Below are 16,648 nucleotides of genomic sequence, written 5' to 3' on the forward strand. Positions count from 1 at the left end.
GTGCCGCGAAAGTGGCTTTCGCGGCACTCCGTGATCTCCGTCGATGGCGGACCTACGCCGCCGTCCGGGTCAGAAGCGGGAGCGGCGCCGGGATCGGCGGGACTGCGCGCCCATGGTCCGCCAGACCAGGAAGGCGCCGCCGGCCAGCAGGATCGCGACCACGGCGATCGTCAGGTTCCGGCTGCTCTGCAGCGTCTGCGTGTCGGCGACGTTGTTGAGCGACTGCGACTGGCCAGGGGCCTTCGACGCGGCGGCCGACGGGTTCGGCGCGGTCGGCAGCGCCTCGAAGTCGACGATGTCACTCGACTCCAGCAGCGTCATGTGCGTGGCCACGAACTGGTTGGCCTGCTGCGCGAGCCGCCGCACGGTGTCGTTGCGGGTGCTGGCCCGGATCGTCGCGATCGCCGGGAAGATCTTGCCGTGGGCCGCACGGAGCCGGTCGATGTAGATCTGGTCGAACTCCTCACCCTCGGCCGCGTCCATCTCGTCGAGCCAGCCCTGCTGGTCCTTGTTCGGCTCGTTCGGCAGCTTGATGTCAAGCTTCTTCGCCGCAGCGCGCGCGAGTTTGTCCAGCTCCTCGTGCTGCGCCGCGATGTCCGCGCCGATCTCCTGGATCTTCGGATTGTCCGATTTCTCCTGCGCCATCTCGCCGGCCGGAATCTCCCACAGCCCCGCCAGACGCACCTTGACCACCAGGTCGATGTCCGCGTCGGTCAGATCGCCCGTCGCCGTGTCCGGTATCAACTCCCCGGGCGGCACCGGAACGCCGGGCTCGGCCGCCTGGGCCGCAGCCGACTGCACGAGCACCAGGCCGGCCGAAACGATCAACGGGGCCCATACACGCCGCCACCACAACACGGGTTCCTCCTCGACATCGGCACTCGCTGGGTATGAGTACGCACAGGATCCGCGTAGGGATCACCTCGCCGAGAAGAAAACAAGAGGCCTATGGCCCCTAGTTTCCGGGACCAAGGTCCCGACTCCTCCCCCCGACGGCGCAGAACCGATTCGGAACCCGTCGCCATCCGGATGGGTCGGCTCCCGAAGTTTCTCGGAGAACCCGCCCGCCACGGAGAGAATCCACCCCGGCTCAGCCCGTCAGCAAGAGGCAGAGCCGTGACAGGAAACCACGATCCGCCTCCGGCGCGGTCCGGCAGCAGCTGCTCCCCGCGGGCGCTTGAGCCCACCTGGGAACGCCCCCAGACCCCGAGCCCGCGCACGCGATGGTCCACTCCGCACCTCGCCGCCGGTATTCGCGTCAGCCGGAAGACAACCCCGACCACGATCTTCCCGCTTCCGGCGCGGTCCGGCAGTGCTGCTCCCGACTCCGTGGCCCATTCGCGACGAGCGCTTGAGCGGCGAGGCTCGGGTGGCCGCTGCGCCAGGATCCGGCGGCCGATGCCGGATATGTCATCTCATGGTGCCCGAGCACGGAACATTGACGGACCGTTGATCACGATCGGAAGCCGTTACCGGCCCGTGGCTCAAAAGCCGCAAGACGCGGGTCCTGAAGCCGTACTGCGGGATGTCCACGGCGGTGCGTGATGCCACGATGAGCTGATCGCCGAGGGCCCATCCCCTAGGGTCCTCAGGTGTGACGATCATCGACGAGTTGGTGCGGCGGGTGAGGCCACCCGCCGCACCGATTCATGTGGGTGCCGATTGGGGCTCCATCGAGGCGGCGCTCGGCACGCCGCTCCCGGCTGACTTCAAAGAACTGATCCGGCGGTACGGTGCCGGCGAGTTCTGCGATCTGGTCTCCCTGCTCACGCCGGACGTGCTCATCGCGCAGAACCGGGACATCCTCGACGAGGAGCGCGACTACCGCGACGACGACCCGGAGGACTACCCCTATCTGCTGCACCCCGAGCCGGGCGGCATTCTGATCTGGGGCGCCACCAGCAACGGTGACCGGATGTGCTGGCTGACCGAGGGCGAACCCGACGCCTGGCCCGTGGTCGTCTGGCAGCCGCGCGGTGCCGAGTGGCAGCTCTACCCCACCGGAGTAGCCGAGTTCCTGGACGGCTGGCTGTCCGGACGGATCCCCGAGGTCTTCCCGGCCGAGTTCACCGCGACCGCGCAGTGGTTCGACCCGGCCCGGGAGCTGGCGTACGCGACCGTGGGCCTGTCCCGCAGCAACCTGCCGCCCTACGACGTGCGGCTGGCCGCGCTGCTGGAAGCGCTGGCCCCGGCGCGGCTGCTGATGCGGGCCGGCCCGGAGGCGTCCCGGCAGGACAAGCTCGCCACCGCGGACTGCCGCTGGCGGGTCATGTACGAGACCGCCTACCGGCACCAGATCCGCTTCGCCTTCCCGCCCGAGGATCTCGACGCCGTGCGTGAGGCCGCCCAGCGCGCCGCGCCCGCGATGGGCTGCCGGCTCACGTCCTCCCGCGACTACGCCGGCGACGATCTCGGCTGGGTGCTGGACTGATCGCGCACCTCCACCCGCAGGATCCGGTCGTCGCCGGGCCGCGGGCCGGTGCCGCCCCAGGTGGCCCGGTCGGTGTTCGAGGTGATCAGCCACAGCGCGCCGTCCGGAGCCACCTCGACCGTGCGGATGCGGCCGTAGGTGTCCCGGTAGTGCGGGACCGCCTCCGCGTCCCCGCCCACCGGGAGCTGCCACAGACGCTGACCGCCGAGCGCGCCGATCCACAGTGAACCCGCGGCGTAGGCCATGCCGGACGGTGACGCGTCGTCCGGGTGCACGGTCCAGATCGGCTTCTCGCCGGTGTCGCCCTGCACGCCCTCGGTCTCCGGCCAGCCGTAGTCCCGGCCGGCGCGCAGCACGTTGACCTCGTCCCAGGTGCGGTGGCCGAGCTCGGAGGCGTACGCGGTGCCGTCCGGCCCGAACGTGATCCCCTGGACGTTGCGGTGCCCGGAGGAGAAGATCGGCGAGCCGGGCGTCGGATTGTCGTCCGGGACCGTGCCGTCCGTACGGAGGCGCAGGATCTTGCCGTTGAGCGAGGTGTCGTCGGCCGCGTTCTCCGGCGCGAACGCGTCGCCGGTGCCGATCCACAGGTGCCCGTCCGGGCCGATCGCGAGCCGGCCTCCGTGGTGCCGATCCGCGGTGGTGATGCCGCCGAGCAGCACCCGCTCGCGGGTCAGCGACCGGAAGTCCGCGCCGATCCGCAGCGCCACGATCTGGTTCTCGGTGGCGCCGGAGACTGCGGCGTAGACGGTCCGGTCCGTGGCGAAGTCCGGCGAGGCGACGATGCCGAGCAGGCCACCCTCCGCGCTCGCCACCACGTCCGGGACCACGCCCACGGTCGTCGCGGCGCCGCCCTCGGCCGGGATGCGCTTGATCTCGCCGGTGATCCGCTCGGAGACCAGCGCGGACGCGTCCGGCAGGAACGTGAGTCCCCAGGGCGCGGCCAGCCCGGTGGTCAGCTCCGCGGGTTCGCCGAGCGTGGCGATCGGGCCGCCGGCAGCAGGATTCGGGCGTGCTGCCGGGCTCCCCGCCGGGCTTTCTGCCGGGTCGGCGCTGCAGGCGGCCAGAACGAAGGCCGCTGCCAGGCTCGCCATCGGCAGTCGACGACGACCAGACCTGCGGGTCACGCCGGTCATGCCGGTCATCAGGCCCCCAGCCGCAGCGTCTCGCCGAAGCCGAGGCGCTCGACGAAGGCCTCACGTGTGAGGTCCGCGAACGCCATCACGTGGTCCACGCCGGCCTCGGTGAAGTCGACGACCGACCGGAACGGCTTCTCACCCCGCGGCAGGTCCAGAATCCGGGCTATCTCGTCCGCGACCACCTGCGGATCCGGGTCGATCCCGGGCCGGACCAGGCTCGCGGTCGCCTCCTCGTTGCGCGCGACCAGCGGATCCAGCACGGCGTAGGCGGCCGTGACCGCGTCGTCCGTCGCCCGGCTGGCGTTCGGGAAGTGCGAGGTGCCCTGGGTGATCGCGCCCGGCATGACGATGCTGGTCTCGATCCCGAACTGCGACGCCTCGTAGGAGGTGACCACCGCCAGCGCGTCGAACGCCGCCTTCGACGCGACGTACGGCCCGAGGAACGGCGGCGTGGTCACGATGATCGTGCTGCCGACGTAGAGCAGCGTGCCGGAGCGCTGCGCCCGCAGATAGGGCAGCGCCGCCCGGTTGACCCGGTGCGCGCCGACCGCGTTGATGTCGATCAGATGCGTGAGATCGTCGTCGGTGAACGCCTCGACATAGCCGACGTACAGGTGCCCCGCGTTGTTGATCACGACGTCGAGGCGCCCCGCATGCGCCACCACGCTCCGGACCGCCTGGTCCGCGGATTCCTGCGAGGTGACGTCCAGCTCGACCGCCCGCAGATCGAGCCCCTCCGCCGCCGCGATCCTCTCGAACTCGGCCGTGGTGGCGGCATTGCGGGCGTCGATGCCGCGCATGCTGGCATACACGCTGTGCCCGGCCCTGGCGAGCGTGAGCGCCGCGAGACGCCCGATGCCGGTGCTGGAACCGGTGATAAGTACAACAGACATTGCCACAACCTTTCCCAACGTCACTAATAGACAAAAAGCAGTAAAAACCCTAAAAGCGGATATTCCCACTTCGCGGTGGTGGCGGTCCGCACGCTCCCGCGGGCACCGGTCGTCGCTGGCGCTCCTCCCTTCCACTTCCGCGCCACACCGGCTTCACCCAAAACCCGCCCGCCCGCACAGCTCCGGGCACCCTTCCCGCGATCAGGGCGTCCCTGTAGTGGCTGGAGCGGCACGAGGGACGCCCTGATCACCGAGGGGATGCCGCAGCGGGGACCACCGGCGGCGGTGCGAGCGACGCCTCGGCCGACGCGAGCACGGCGGGACTCGCGTGCTCTTCCCCGGCCACGGCGAAACCGGCTCCGACGCCGGGAGGCAAGCGGAGCGCCAGCGGAGTCTTGGCGCACGGCGAGGTTTGCCCGCGGGAGCAACGCTGCCGGACCACGCCGGAAGCGGGACGATGAACTTGAATTTGATCTTGCGAATCCGCTGCTAGGCGGCGCCGCCGTTGGTGTAGAGGACCTGGCCGTTGATCCAGCGGGCGGGGCCGGCGAGGAACGCGGCGACCTCGGCGATGTCGGCGGGGGTGCCGAGGCGTTCCATCGGGTTGAGGCTGGCGATGTGGTTGATGACCTGCTCGGACTTGCCCTCGAAGAAGAGCGGCGTGGCGGTGGGGCCGGGCGCGATCACGTTGACCGTGATGTCGCGACCGCGCAGTTCGCGGGCGAGGATCAGCGCCATCGCCTCGACCGCGCCCTTGGAGGCGGCGTACGGGCCGTAGGTCGGCATCTGCAGGCGGGACAGCGACGACGAGAAGTTGATGATCGCGCCGCCGGACCGCAGCCGGCGCGCGGCGAGCTGGTTGAGGACGAACGTGCCGCGGACGTTGGTGCGCTGGATCAGGTCGAACGTGTCCAGGTCCATCTGCGCGATCGGCGCGAGCGGCATGATGCCGGCCGTGTGTGCCAGCACGTCGACGCCGCCGAACACGTCGGTGGCGTGCTGGAAGAGCGCTGCCATCGCGTCGGGGTCGGCGACGTCGCCGCCGCACGCGGTGGCCTGCCCGCCGGCCGCGACGATCGAGGCCACGGTCTCGTCCGCCCTGGCCTGGTTGCCGCTGTAGTGCACGACCACGGCGACGCCGTTCGTGGCGAGCCGCTCGGCGACGGCGCGGCCGATGCCGCCCGAGCCGCCGGTGACGATCGCGATCCGGGTGTCAGACATGGGTACCCCTCGGTTATATGGACTAGGTGTCCATATGAAGGTAGCCCGATAAAGACAACCTGTCCACTAATCTGGAGGACATGTCACACGACGAAGCACCGGCACGGCGCGGACGCGGGCGCAGGCCGGCCGCGGAGGTACGCGCCTCCGTGCTGCGCGCCGCCGCCGGCCTGCTGCTGAACAGCGGCATCCGAGCCGTCACGTTCGACCGGGTCGCCACCGCGGCCGGGAGCAGCAAGATGACGCTCTACAAGTGGTGGCCGTCCGCGGGCGCGCTGGCGGCGGAGGCGTTCTTCGCGCACAGCGCGCAGCAGCTGGAGTTCCCGGACACCGGCGACATCCGCGCGGACCTCACGTCACAGCTGCGCGCGTTCGTGCGGCTGCTGAACCGCGACGGCACGGGCGCGGTGATCGCCGGGCTGATCGGCAACGCGCAGACCGACCCTGAGCTGTCCGCGGCGTTCTCGAAGCACTATTCGGCGCCGAGGCGCGCGCTGGCGCTGGCCGCGTTCGAGAAGGCCCGGGAACGCGGACAGCTGCGCGACGACATCGACCTCGGCATCCTGGTCGATCAACTCTGGGGCGCCTGTTACAACCGGTTGCTGATCCCGGACGCGCCGCTCGACGAGGCGTACGCGGTCGCGCTGGTCAACAACGCGCTGGACGGCGCGGGGCCTAATCCCGCCAGGCGGCCAGGTTCTCGCGGGTGATCAGCGTTTCCGGGTGGTCCGGGCCGAGGATCCGGAGCTGGTCGGTCAGCAGCTGCGCGAACGCGTCCGCCGCACCGGCCGGGTCCCCGGCCTCGCCACGCCAGTGCGCCAGGTTCGCGCGGGTGATCAGCGTGTCGGGGTGGTCGGCGCCGATCACCCGCGTCTGGTCGGCCACCAGCTGCTCCAGCGCGGCGGCGGCCTCGGCCGGGCCCACGGTCAGGCCCTGCCAGCGGGCGAGGTTGTTGCGGACGATCAGCGTCTGCGGGTCGTCCGGGCCGGACACCCGGAGGTGGTCGGCGAACAGCTGTGCGTAGGCGGCCGCCGCGCCGTCCGCGTCGCCGGCCTCGCCCCGCCAGTGCGCCAGGTTCGCGCGGGTGATCAGCGTGCCGGCGTCGTCCGGGCCGAGTACCCGGACGTGGTCGGCCAGCAGATCCGCGAACGCGGCGGCAGCGGCGGCCGGGTCTCCGGCCTGGCCCTGCCAGAAGGCGGCGTTGCCGCGCGCCGACAGCGTGTCCGGGTGGTCCGGGCCGAGCGTGCGGACGTGGTCGGCCAGCAGCTCGGCGAAAGCGGCGGCGGCGCCTTCCGCGTCCCCGGCCTCGCCACGCCAGAAGGCCAGGTGGTGCTTGGCGGCGTCGCCCAGCCTCGTGAAATAGGCGACGGCGGCGTCGGCCTGGCCGGTCTCGCCGAGGCTCTGGCCGGCGCGGAACAGCACCTCGTGCACGTCGCCGTCCGCATCGTGGGGAGTGGCGTGGGTGCTCAGCGCGGCGGTGTTCGCGCGGAGGGCCTGGGCGTAGGACTGGTCGCGCTCGACCTCCGGCCAGCGGGCCAGCAGCGCGTCGGCCGCGGTGGTGGCCAGGGCGGCACGCCGGTCGTCCGGCGTGTGTTCCCGGACCGCGCGCTGGACCAGCGCGTGCACGCGCAACCGGTCGGCGTTCAGCGTGGCGAGGCTGAACCGGTGCAGCAGGTGCAGGGCGTCGTGCACGTCGGTGTCCTCCACCGCCGCGTCACGCTGCCCGGTCAGATACGCGCGCACGGCGTCGGTGCGGAACAGATCCGCGGGGATGCCGTTCGGGTCGAGCAGCGCGGCGATCCGCAGCACCGGCAGGGCCAGGCTGTCCGGCGGAAGGCGGTCCGCGGTGCCGATCGACAGAGACCACGTGGCCGCGACCGTGTCCTGATGCTCGTCCGGCAGGCCACCCGAGTCGGGGAGCACGTCGGCGAGGCGGCGCCGGCGGTCGGCCAGTCTTCGCCGATAGTCCTCACAGGACAGATCGCGATCCAGCAGGTACGCCGCAGCCTGCGCCAGCCCGATCGGCAGATGCCCGAGGTCCGTGGCCAGCGCGGCGGCGCCCTCCGACAGGTCGGGCCGGTCGGCGAGCTTGCGGTGCAGGTAGGCCTCGGACTCCTCCGGGCTGAACAGGCCGACGTCCACGGCCTGCCGTCCGGCGAGCAGACCGGCGTCACGGCGGCGGGTGGTGACGACCGTGCGGCCGGTGACCGTGGCTGTGGCCGGCGGCCAGAGGCCGCGCAGGTCCGCGGGGTCGGCGACGTCGTCGAGCACGATCAGCCACGGGCGCGCGGTGCCCGCGAGCCAGGCCAGCAGCCGGGCGGCCGCCTGCTCCGGGTCGTCGTCGTCCGTACCGGTGACGTCCGCCGCCGCCTGTGCGTAGACGGAGACGACGTTCTCCCGGGAGGTCGCGGACACCCAGATCAGCAGGTCGATCGTGCGGTCCTGCCAGCAGCGGTGGGCGAGCCCGGCGGCGAGCTGCGTCTTGCCGACGCCGCCGAGCCCCGTCAGCACCTGGCATCCGTGCGCCGTCTCCGCGGCGGCCAGCAGGTCGTCGACGGCACGGTGCTGCCGCCCGTCCGCGACCGCCGGCACGACGCCGACGCGGTGCGGCCAGCTGACCGGCGGCCGGCCGTCGATGTTGAGGATGCCGATCGAGGCGGCCATCACGCCGTGGTTGGTGCCGGCGTGCAGAATCGGGTCGGCGGGGGTGCCGGGGACGGGAGACCCTACTCCGTCGCCGGCTGCGGAGGGTGGTTCGGTGGCCCTTGATGGAAGGTCACCGGCCCGGAGAACTCGCCGCCGATCGCGCCGTGGTTCGTGCCGACCTCGATGTGGAACGTGCTGGCTCTCGCCGGGTCCGCCGCGGCCAGCAGTTGCCGGGCCGCCTCCAGAATGTGCTCGTCCTCGGCCGCACCGGACGCCTGCAGCTCCTCACCGAGCCGGTCCTGCCACGCCTCCGCCTCGGTCTCGTCGGCCTCCAGCGCCGCCCGCGCGTCCCCGCGCACCCACGGCCGCAGCAGGCTCTTCAGCCCCGCATACGCATCCTGCACCACGGTCGCCGCCGTGTTCGTGACCCCGACGCTCGCCCCCGCCGCCAACGCCGCCACGATCAACTGAATGTTCGACATCCCGCCCTCTCCACCGGGTGACCGTACCTGTTGGACGGTCGCGGCGTGAAAGCCTGTCAGGTTTCAGTTGTCGCCGAGGCGGAGGAGGGCGCCTAGGTGGAGGGTGCGGTTGGCGCGGTCCTCGGCGAGGAGGGCGGTGAGGAGGATGAGGAGGGTGGCCGGCGGGAGGGCGGCGGCCAGGACGGGGTCGAGGCGGACGGGGGCAGGGAGGCCCTCGGTGAACGCGGTCAGGCCGAGTGCGGGGGCGATCAGCCAGGGGAGGATGACGCCGACGGCGGTACCGGTGAGGACGGCGGCGGCGACCAGTGGCAGGAGTTCGATCAGGAGCAGGCCGCGGCTCTGGGCGGTGGACAGGCCCATGGTGCGCAGGCGGGACAGCGACCGGCCGCGGGCGGGCGCGTCGGCGGTGACGGTGATCGCGACGGCGAGCAGCACCAGCAGGAGGCCGCCGATCGCGCCGGATGCGAGGACGACGGTGAGCACGCCGTTGACGCCGCCGCGGCCGAGCGCGGCGCGTTCCTGGGACGCGACGGTGACGCGGGTGGCGACGGGGAGTCCGGCGGGGGTGAGTGTGCGGCCGAGTTCGGCGGCGAGCGCGGCGATCTGGCCGTTGTCGCCGGCGGTGCGCAGCGCGGCCGGGTCCGCGGCGGGGCCGGCGATCAGGTAGTGGTTGGGGATCGGCGTCCGGGGCACGGACTGCCAGGGCAGCACGATGAACTCGCGGGTGCCGGGCGCGATGCCGGGGAACGTGTCCGCGACGGCGGCGACGCGGAACGGGAAGCGACGGCCGCGGATCTCGGTCAGCGCACCCTCACCGACGGCCTCGGCGATCGCGGGTGAGACGACGGCCGGAACGGCGGCAGCACCGGCGAGCGTGGGATGCGTCAGGAGATCCGGCAGGCGATAGTCCACACCGGACTGCCGGAGGATCTCCGCGGCGGCCACCCCGTCCAGCACCATCTGCTGTGCCTGGGCCAGTTCCCGCGTCCCGGTCCCGGTGTCGATGCGCAGCCGGGCTCCGGACTCCAGGGACGCCGCCGCGACCGCGTCCACCCCGGGCACCGCGCGCAGGGACTCCGATGTGGACTCCTCGAAGGCCAGCCCGCTCACCGTCGCGTCGCCGCCCACCAGCAGGCCGGTGTGCCGGTCCCGGGCCTGTTCCACCGAGGTGGCCACGGCGGCGGTGAAGATGCCGGTCGCGGCCGCCACGACCAGCACGGCCAGTGGCCCGCCCGCGATCGCCAGGCCCCGTGCGGCCCTTCCCAGACCGAGGAACACCACCACTCCACGGGTACGCCCCGCGCCTCGCCCCGCCACCCGCAGCGCCCACGGCATCACCCGCGCCACCACCAGCGCGGCGGCCGCGGCCAGCAGCACCGGGACCGCGACCAGGTACGGGTCGATCCCGGACGCCTGCACCAGCCCCCGCCGGCGCAGCAGCAGCACCCCGAGCACGGCCAGCAGCACCACCAGCACGTCCAGCACGATCCGCCGTCCTCGGATCCGCCGCACCGGCGCGGCCAGCACCGGCACCACCAGCACCCCGGCCACGGCGACCGCCACCACGGCCGCGGTCTCCCATCCGGCCGCCCGCCCCGGCAACCGCGCCCCGGCGAACCACCCGGCCGCCACCGCGACCGGGATCACCGGCAGTGCCTCGGCCAGGCACCGCGCCGCGACCGTCACGCCGGATCCGCCGCGTGCCCGGATCAGCGCGAACTCGTCCCGCCGACGCCGCACGATCAGCCCGGCGGTGAGCAGGATCAGACCGGTCAGTGTGGCGCCGAGCCCGGCCAGCACCACGGCCAGCAGCGCGGACACCGCCCGCAGCCGGGCCGCGAACGCGCTGAGCACGGTGTCCAGCCCGGTGGTCAGGCGCGTCCCGGCCGGTGGCATCCGCCGGGCCTCCACCACGGCCTTGATCACGGCGGGCACGTCCGCGCCGGCGAGCCCGGAGCTCACCGGGTACCGCCAGTCGTAGCGCCACGCGCCGGTCGCCTGCGCGGCCCCGGCGATGCCGGGAACATCGGTCAGCAGCGTGATCCGGTGGGTGAACGTGCCCGCGTCCGCGCACGGCACGGTGGTCACCCGGAAGTCGTCCCAGACCGCGGCTGCCGGGTCGACCGGGTCGTAGATGCCGACCAGCCGCGCCTCCACGGCACCGGCCAGCGTGAACGAGTGCCCGACCCGCACACCGACCGCGGCGGCGGCCTCCCGGGACAGCGCCACCTCCACGTCGCGGCCGGCGGAGGCGGGCGCGCGCCCCTCGTACCCCCGGATCGCGTTTGTCGTGCCGGTCTGCTGGCGCAGCGTCACCGGTGGGGTGCAGTCGCCGCTCCCGACCGGCATGGTCATCTCGTCCGGGCCGGCCTGTGCGCCGGACCAGCCCTCCCCCACCGCGTCCCGCAGCGGCGCGGGCAGTGACGCGCGGATCGGGGCGAGCCGGTCCCGGGCCGCGCTGACGTGGACGCCCTCGGTCGGGCCGCGTTCGTGGACGAAGCGCAGGTCGCGGACGATCGGCGGGAGCGCGGCGAGGTCCTGGCGGAGGCCGGCGTCGGTGCGGTCGTCGACGGTCCGGACCAGGCCGGTCATCAGGAACGTGGCGAGCAGGCAGAGCGCGGCCAGCAGCGCGAGCGGCCCGGCACCGGCGCGCACCCGGCGGAGGAGCCTCATGCGGCGCTCACCAGCGAGGCCGGGTGCCCGTCCCGGAGCAGCAGCGCGGCCGGCACCGCCTGCTGCTGGGGCGAGCCGGCGGGCTGTAGCCCACCGTCCCGCCACACGCGGACCGGCCCGAGCATCGCGATGCGGATGGATGCGCTCAACTCTGCCGACCTCCGAACTGTGCCGGCACCGGTTCGCCGACACGGTATAGACGCCGACCCCGGACGGTCAGGTTGTCCTCGCCGCGACGTGGAGCGGACTACATCGGGAAGCGGCCCCGGCACCAGCGCCAATGCCTGCCGGCCCGGAGGTGGTCGATGACGGCGCGCTGGAGCACGGTGTCGCGCGGCAGCCGGTCGAGCGGCGTGGTCAGCGAGCGGAACACGAAGCGGAGCACCTCGGTGTCCGCGTCCAGCCCTTCCGGCTCCACGTAGGGTTCCAGCGCGAACCGGCGCTGGAACCGGACGATGTTCGAGTCCTCCGGCAGATATTCACGCAGTTGCGGGTCGAGGAGCCACGAGCCACAGGCGAATTCGGTGTACGGCTCGCCGGGAAAGTGCCGCGGGAAGAACGCGCGGGCGCGGTCGAGCGAGTCCGTGATCGCCGCCGGGCTCAGCGGGCCGGACTCGGGGATGTGCAGGCTGATCGCGGTCCCGTCGCCACGGTGGTGCTGGAGCCGGCCGAGCTGGTAGAGCCCGCCGCGCACGTGCAGCGTCAGCCAGGCCCGCATGACCGGCCAGCCCTCACGGTGCATCCGGCGGTCGATCGCGAGGTTGCGGCCCAGGTCCGCCAGCGTCGCCCAGGACACGTCCCCGGGCACGCCGTGGTCGCGGTGGTAGGCCAGGACGGTGTCGACCAGCGCGAGGTAGGCGTAGACGTAGAGATGCCGCCAGGCGGGGCCGCGGTCGCGGTCCAGCTCCGGGCCGGGCACGAGCCACTCGTGGCCGCCGAGGTCCGCCCGGACCAGCGCGGTCACCCGGTCGCGCAGCCAGCGCAGCTCGGGCGGCCACTCGTCGGAGGGCCAGCCCGCCAGGATCTCGGCGGCGTCGTCCGGCAGCACGCCGAGCCGGTCCAGGAGCGCGGGCGCGTCCGCCTTCGCGGGCATCGGCGCGGAGGGCAGGTCACCGGCCAGCCGTTGCACGTCCTCGACCGGTACGCCGAGCCGGGCGGCGATCTCGTCCACGTCCACGCGCTCGATCCTACGGGGCACGGATTTGACAGCGGCATAGCTAACCGTTATCTAATAGCGGCCACACCGAGGAGGGACATCGCGCATGATCGGACGTCTGCTGCTGGTCGGCCGGTTACTGGTCCGTGACCTGCGGCGACGCCGGACCGAGACGCTGCTGCTGATGCTCGCGATCACGCTGGCGACCACGTCGCTGACGCTCGGGCTCGCGCTCAACACGCTGGTCTCGTTCCAGTACGCGCAGACCAAGGCCGCCACCGCCGGCCCGGACCTGACCGTCGAGCCGGGCGGCAACGGGCCGGAGGCGCTGGCCGCGCTCACGCCGCTGGCGGACCTGCCCGGCATCACGGCCCGCAGCGGACCGTTCCCGCTGCTCTTCACGAAGCTCACCGCGAACGGCATCACCGCGCGCGTCGTCGTCGAGGGGCGGGACGAGGCGCCGTCCGCGGTGGACCGGCCGGTGGTCACCGCCGGGCGGTGGGTCACGCCCGGCGGCGTGGTCGTCGAGCGCGCGTTCGCGGACGCGCTCGGCATCGGCCCCGGCGACACGGTCACGATCGACGGGCGCGCGCTGCCGGTGTCCGGGACCGCGGTCACGGCGGCCCGGACCGCCTACCCGCACGCCGGCTGGCGCATCCCGAGCACGATCGAGATGGAGGGCGGCGGGCTGATCTGGGTCGCCCGGGAGGACATTCCCGCGCTCGCCGGGACCCAGCCGCCGTCGTACGTGCTGATGCTGGCCCTGGAACACCCGGAGCAGGGCATCAGCGCGGTCGACCAGCGGCGGCTCACCGATCCCGCGTACAAGAACCCGCAGTTCCGGGGCTGGCACTTCCGCACCGGGGCGGAGCTGGCCGACGGGCACGCGCGGCTGAACGCCCCGGCCCGGGACACGCTGGTCGTCGGCAGCTGGCTGGTCACCGGGCTCGCCATCGCGGGCGTCGCCGGGATCGTCGCCGGGCGGGTGATCGGCCAGCGCCGCCGGGTCGGGCTGCTCAAGGCCGTCGGCGCCGGGCCCGCGATGATCGCCGCCGTCCACCTGGCCGAGTACCTGGTGATCGCGCTCGTCTCGGCCGGCCTCGGCCTGGCGCTCGGCTGGTTCACCGCGCCCGCGCTGTTCGGCTCCGCGTCCGGCCTGCTCGGCGTCGCCGGCGCGCAGCCACCGCCGCTGCGGATGGCGATCTCGGCCGCCGTGCTCGCGCTGGTGATCGCGGCCGCGGCGACGCTCGGGCCGGTCATCGACGCGGCCACCACCGGCACCGGCCAGGCGCTGGCCGACACCGCCGCTCCCCCGCGCCGCCGAGGCTGGACCATCGGCCTGTCCCGGCGACTGCCGGCCCCGCTGCTGATCGGCGTGCGGATCAACGCGCGCCGCCCGCGCCGGGCCCGGCTGGTCACGCTGAACGCGTTCATCACCGCGGCCGCGATCGGCGCGGTGCTCACGTTCCGCGTGCAGGACTTCGACCCGGTCGACCTCGGCTACTCCGAACTGCCGGACGTCCGCGTGGCCCGCACGCTGCAGGCCATGTACCTGATCGGCGGCGCGGTCTGCGTCCTCGCGCTGTTCAACGCGATCGTCAGCACCTGGGCCGCGGTCCTGGACAGCCGGCACCCGCTCGCGGTCGCACGCGCGATCGGCGCCACGCCGGTGCAGGCCGGGCTCGGGCTCTCGGTGGCGCAGATCCTGCCGGCCGTACCCGGCGTGCTGCTCGGCCTCCCGTTCGGCATCAACCTCTACCTGTTCTTCGAGGGCGAGCCCGCGCGGCACGCGCCCACGTCCTGGCTGCTCACGGCCGGGCTGACCATGCTGCTCACCGTCGCCGCCCTCACCGCGGTCCCGGCGCTGGCCTCGGCCCGGCGCCCGGTCGCGGACACGCTCGGCTGACGCTGTGGCGCGGCGCCGACCTGCGGTCCTCGGCCCGGTCTGATCGGCGTCGAAGCCGGCCCGTGCGTGCTGACCGCCGTGGCCGGGATCGCGCCGGCGCTCACCCTCGCCGTCTGAAAGGCAACACCACAGAAGCCGCGGGGGTACGGAGTCAGCAGGAGCCGGTGGTGAGGACCGCGCTGTTCGCGTCCGGGCTGCCGCCGGCGCCGTTGAAGACCACGCGCAGGCTGCCGCCCGGTGAGCCGATCGCGGACGCCGGGACCTGCCAGCGGAACGTGCTGCCGTTCTGCGTGAACTGCAGGCCGCTGCGGCCGACCTCGTCCCACGCCCACTCCGAGTCCGCCGACCGCCAGACCGAGTCGTTCTCCACCATGTAGTCCGCGCCGACCCGCGTGCCCACGTCCGGCACCGCGTAGCCGGTGGAGGCGTTGCCGTCCACGTCGATGAACGCGTGATGCCACTCGAACGCCACCGTGAACGCGGCCGAGAAGATCGCGGTGCCGCCGGAGGAACAGGCGGTCGCGCCGGTGATCGGGCCGCTCTGCGCCGGACCGCCCGTGGTCGCCACCGGCGCCGCCGCAGCGGCCCTGCTCGGCGTGGGCGCGAGGCTCTTCGACGCGGACGGCGACGGCGTGGCGGAGGGCGACGCGGTGACCGGGGCGGACGGCGTGGCCGAACCCGCGTCCGGCGACGGCGGGACGATCGTGACCGCGCCGGTCGCAGGCGGGCCGAGCGTCCACACCGGCGGCACGGCCACGGACTCGCCGGTCTCCTCGGCGGACCGGTTGACCAGCGCGGCCGTGGTGACCACGATCGCGCCGACCAGCACCAGCGGCACCAGCCAGAGCCGCCACGCGGGCGGCCGGGGCGGCTCCCGCACCGGTGCGACGGTCGCGGCCACGGTGGTCTCCGCGGCCGGCTCGGCGAACGTCGGCGTCTCCGCGAACGTGGCGAACGGCGTCGCGGGCTTGACCCGCAGCACGCCGGAGGGCAGGACCGGTCCGGGCGCGGACGTAGGCCCTGGTCCCGGCACCGGGACGGCCGTGCCGGCGAGGCCGGGCGGCGACACCGCGCCGCCCAGCGGTGCACGGTCGGGCGTGGCAGCGGACCGGGCCGGCGCCTGCGGGCCGACGGGAGCCGGTCCCGTCGCGGGGACGGAGAGCGCGGCCGGCGATGCGTCAGCCGCGCCGGCAGGAGCAGGGGCAGGCTGCGGCGACGTGGGCGCGGCAGAAGTGTGTGGAGCAGCCACCACGGGAGCCCCTGGGTGCGGCCGTCCCGGCGCCGTCACCGCGGCGGGCGGCGTCACCGCCGTCGCGCCGGGCGTCTCCGCCGGCGATCCCCCGGGCCGCGCCGCCGGGCGCACCGGCGTGGACGGCCAGAAGGGCAGCTTTCCCGTACCCGCGGAGGTTTCTGGATCGTCGGGGTGGTCCGGCTGCGCGTAGGGAGGCAGGCCGCGGAGCGGGATCGCGCGCTGGAGCGGCGGCCGGGACCTCTCCGGCTCGTGCTCCGATTGATCCACACCCGGTCCGGTCACCGAACGCCTCCGGCGTCATCCAGCGCATGTTCCCACGCCCGCGGCGCGGGGCCGTGAACGAGGACATGGTCGATGCAGGCCGCCGGATTGTCAATTCTGTCCATCATGGAGCGGCGGGTACACGCCCGGTGCACCCGCCGTTCAGATGTCAGATCTCGAGGTCGGCCTCGATGCGGCGCAGGCGGAGGCGGGCCAGGCCGAGGTTCGCCCGGCTGCGGTCCAGCGCCATGTAGAGCAGCAGCGCCTCACCCGCGCGCCGCGGCTGCATGAGCCGGATCAGGTGGTACTGGGTGTCCAGCGTGATCAGCAGGTCCTCGATGCCGTCCGGAAGGCCGAGCATTTCGAGGGTGCGCAGCTTGGCGCGCACCACGTCGGTGTTGCCGGCCGCCGCGACGGTCATGTCCAGGCCACCGCCGCCCATGACGCCGAGCGTCAGCCCGCTGGTGTAGTCGACGAGCGCGACGCCGATGGCGCCGTCGATCGTCATGGCTTCCTTCAATGCGATGTCAATGCTCGCCATTCCGCTTACCCCGCTCGCGCCTGTGTTGCCTTTTCGCTGCCGTACGATTA

General features: G+C 73.4%; 14 protein-coding genes. 3 read left to right on the forward strand and 11 right to left on the reverse strand.

Going from position 1 to position 16,648, the window contains the following annotated elements:
* Positions 1–69 precede the first annotated feature (69 nt).
* On the reverse strand, positions 70–858 hold the full coding sequence (locus OP04_RS23785) for a DUF4142 domain-containing protein (RefSeq protein WP_232323711.1): 789 nt from the start codon (positions 856–858) through the stop codon (positions 70–72).
* Positions 859–1,594: 736 nt separating this feature from the next.
* Here OP04_RS23785 and OP04_RS23790 point away from each other — a divergent pair.
* Positions 1,595–2,431 carry an SMI1/KNR4 family protein gene (locus tag OP04_RS23790; RefSeq protein ID WP_051798803.1) on the forward strand — a complete coding sequence of 279 codons (837 nt, stop codon included), beginning with the start codon at positions 1,595–1,597 and terminating at the stop codon, positions 2,429–2,431.
* Here OP04_RS23790 and OP04_RS23795 read toward each other — a convergent pair.
* The 3 genes from OP04_RS23795 to OP04_RS23805 form a co-directional block, all read right to left on the reverse strand.
* Complete coding sequence (locus OP04_RS23795; RefSeq protein ID WP_157240232.1) at positions 2,395–3,573, reverse strand: PQQ-dependent sugar dehydrogenase; 1,179 nt, start codon at positions 3,571–3,573, stop codon at positions 2,395–2,397. The two genes, OP04_RS23790 and OP04_RS23795, sit on opposite strands and share 37 nt — an antisense overlap.
* Positions 3,573–4,460, reverse strand: coding sequence for an SDR family NAD(P)-dependent oxidoreductase (locus tag OP04_RS23800; protein ID WP_033342028.1), 888 nt, complete (start codon positions 4,458–4,460; stop codon positions 3,573–3,575). Before OP04_RS23800 ends, OP04_RS23795 begins: the two co-directional genes overlap by 1 nt.
* A 489-nt stretch (positions 4,461–4,949) precedes the next feature.
* Positions 4,950–5,681, reverse strand: a complete 732-nt coding sequence (locus OP04_RS23805; RefSeq protein ID WP_033342029.1) for an SDR family oxidoreductase — start codon at positions 5,679–5,681, stop codon at positions 4,950–4,952.
* Between the two features lie 80 nt (positions 5,682–5,761).
* Between OP04_RS23805 and OP04_RS23810 the strand changes: the two genes are divergently transcribed.
* Positions 5,762–6,391 (forward strand): TetR/AcrR family transcriptional regulator, encoded by a 630-nt coding sequence (locus OP04_RS23810; RefSeq protein WP_033342030.1) that lies wholly within the window; start codon positions 5,762–5,764, stop codon positions 6,389–6,391.
* On the opposite strand, the gene OP04_RS23815 is transcribed toward OP04_RS23810, so the two are convergent.
* The 5 genes from OP04_RS23815 to OP04_RS23830 form a co-directional block, all read right to left on the reverse strand.
* Positions 6,357–8,345: a tetratricopeptide repeat protein gene (locus OP04_RS23815; protein ID WP_157240234.1), complete on the reverse strand. Its 1,989-nt coding sequence runs from the start codon at positions 8,343–8,345 to the stop codon at positions 6,357–6,359. The two genes, OP04_RS23810 and OP04_RS23815, sit on opposite strands and share 35 nt — an antisense overlap.
* A 62-nt stretch (positions 8,346–8,407) precedes the next feature.
* Complete coding sequence (locus OP04_RS23820) at positions 8,408–8,809, reverse strand: hypothetical protein (protein ID WP_051798805.1); 402 nt, start codon at positions 8,807–8,809, stop codon at positions 8,408–8,410.
* A gap of 63 nt (positions 8,810–8,872) precedes the next feature.
* Entirely contained in the window at positions 8,873–11,482 is a 2,610-nt protein-coding gene (locus OP04_RS23825) for an FtsX-like permease family protein (RefSeq protein WP_033342031.1), read from the reverse strand.
* The gene (locus OP04_RS53565) at positions 11,479–11,631 is read right to left on the reverse strand and encodes a hypothetical protein (protein WP_157240236.1); all 153 of its coding nucleotides are present in this window, start codon (positions 11,629–11,631) and stop codon (positions 11,479–11,481) included. The genes OP04_RS23825 and OP04_RS53565 overlap by 4 nt, the downstream gene beginning before the upstream one ends.
* A gap of 98 nt (positions 11,632–11,729) precedes the next feature.
* Positions 11,730–12,659: an acyltransferase domain-containing protein gene (locus tag OP04_RS23830; RefSeq protein WP_033342032.1), complete on the reverse strand. Its 930-nt coding sequence runs from the start codon at positions 12,657–12,659 to the stop codon at positions 11,730–11,732.
* 85 nt (positions 12,660–12,744) lie between these two features.
* Here OP04_RS23830 and OP04_RS23835 point away from each other — a divergent pair, with 85 nt between their 5' ends.
* Entirely contained in the window at positions 12,745–14,544 is a 1,800-nt protein-coding gene (locus OP04_RS23835; RefSeq protein WP_033342033.1) for an FtsX-like permease family protein, read from the forward strand.
* A gap of 151 nt (positions 14,545–14,695) precedes the next feature.
* Here the strand turns inward: OP04_RS23835 and OP04_RS50025 are convergent, their stop codons facing one another.
* A complete protein-coding gene (locus OP04_RS50025; protein WP_157240239.1) occupies positions 14,696–15,793 on the reverse strand; it encodes a hypothetical protein in 1,098 nt (365 codons plus the stop codon).
* 433 nt (positions 15,794–16,226) lie between these two features.
* On the reverse strand, positions 16,227–16,598 hold the full coding sequence (locus OP04_RS23850) for a hypothetical protein (protein WP_033342036.1): 372 nt from the start codon (positions 16,596–16,598) through the stop codon (positions 16,227–16,229).
* Positions 16,599–16,648 lie beyond the last annotated feature (50 nt).

The organism is Catenuloplanes japonicus (genome assembly GCF_000717135.1).
GTDB lineage: Bacteria > Actinomycetota > Actinomycetes > Mycobacteriales > Micromonosporaceae > Catenuloplanes > Catenuloplanes japonicus.

Coding starts and splice junctions, on each gene's coding strand:
- OP04_RS23795 (WP_157240232.1), bottom strand. CDS start 3,573: ATGACCGGCATGACCGGCGTGACCCGCAGGTCTGGTCGTCGTCGACTG.
- OP04_RS23800 (WP_033342028.1), bottom strand. CDS start 4,460: ATGTCTGTTGTACTTATCACCGGTTCCAGCACCGGCATCGGGCGTCTC.
- OP04_RS23805 (WP_033342029.1), bottom strand. CDS start 5,681: ATGTCTGACACCCGGATCGCGATCGTCACCGGCGGCTCGGGCGGCATC.
- OP04_RS23810 (WP_033342030.1), top strand. CDS start 5,762: ATGTCACACGACGAAGCACCGGCACGGCGCGGACGCGGGCGCAGGCCG.
- OP04_RS23815 (WP_157240234.1), bottom strand. CDS start 8,345: ATGGCCGCCTCGATCGGCATCCTCAACATCGACGGCCGGCCGCCGGTC.
- OP04_RS23820 (WP_051798805.1), bottom strand. CDS start 8,809: ATGTCGAACATTCAGTTGATCGTGGCGGCGTTGGCGGCGGGGGCGAGC.
- OP04_RS23825 (WP_033342031.1), bottom strand. CDS start 11,482: ATGAGGCTCCTCCGCCGGGTGCGCGCCGGTGCCGGGCCGCTCGCGCTG.
- OP04_RS23835 (WP_033342033.1), top strand. CDS start 12,745: ATGATCGGACGTCTGCTGCTGGTCGGCCGGTTACTGGTCCGTGACCTG.
- OP04_RS23850 (WP_033342036.1), bottom strand. CDS start 16,598: ATGGCGAGCATTGACATCGCATTGAAGGAAGCCATGACGATCGACGGC.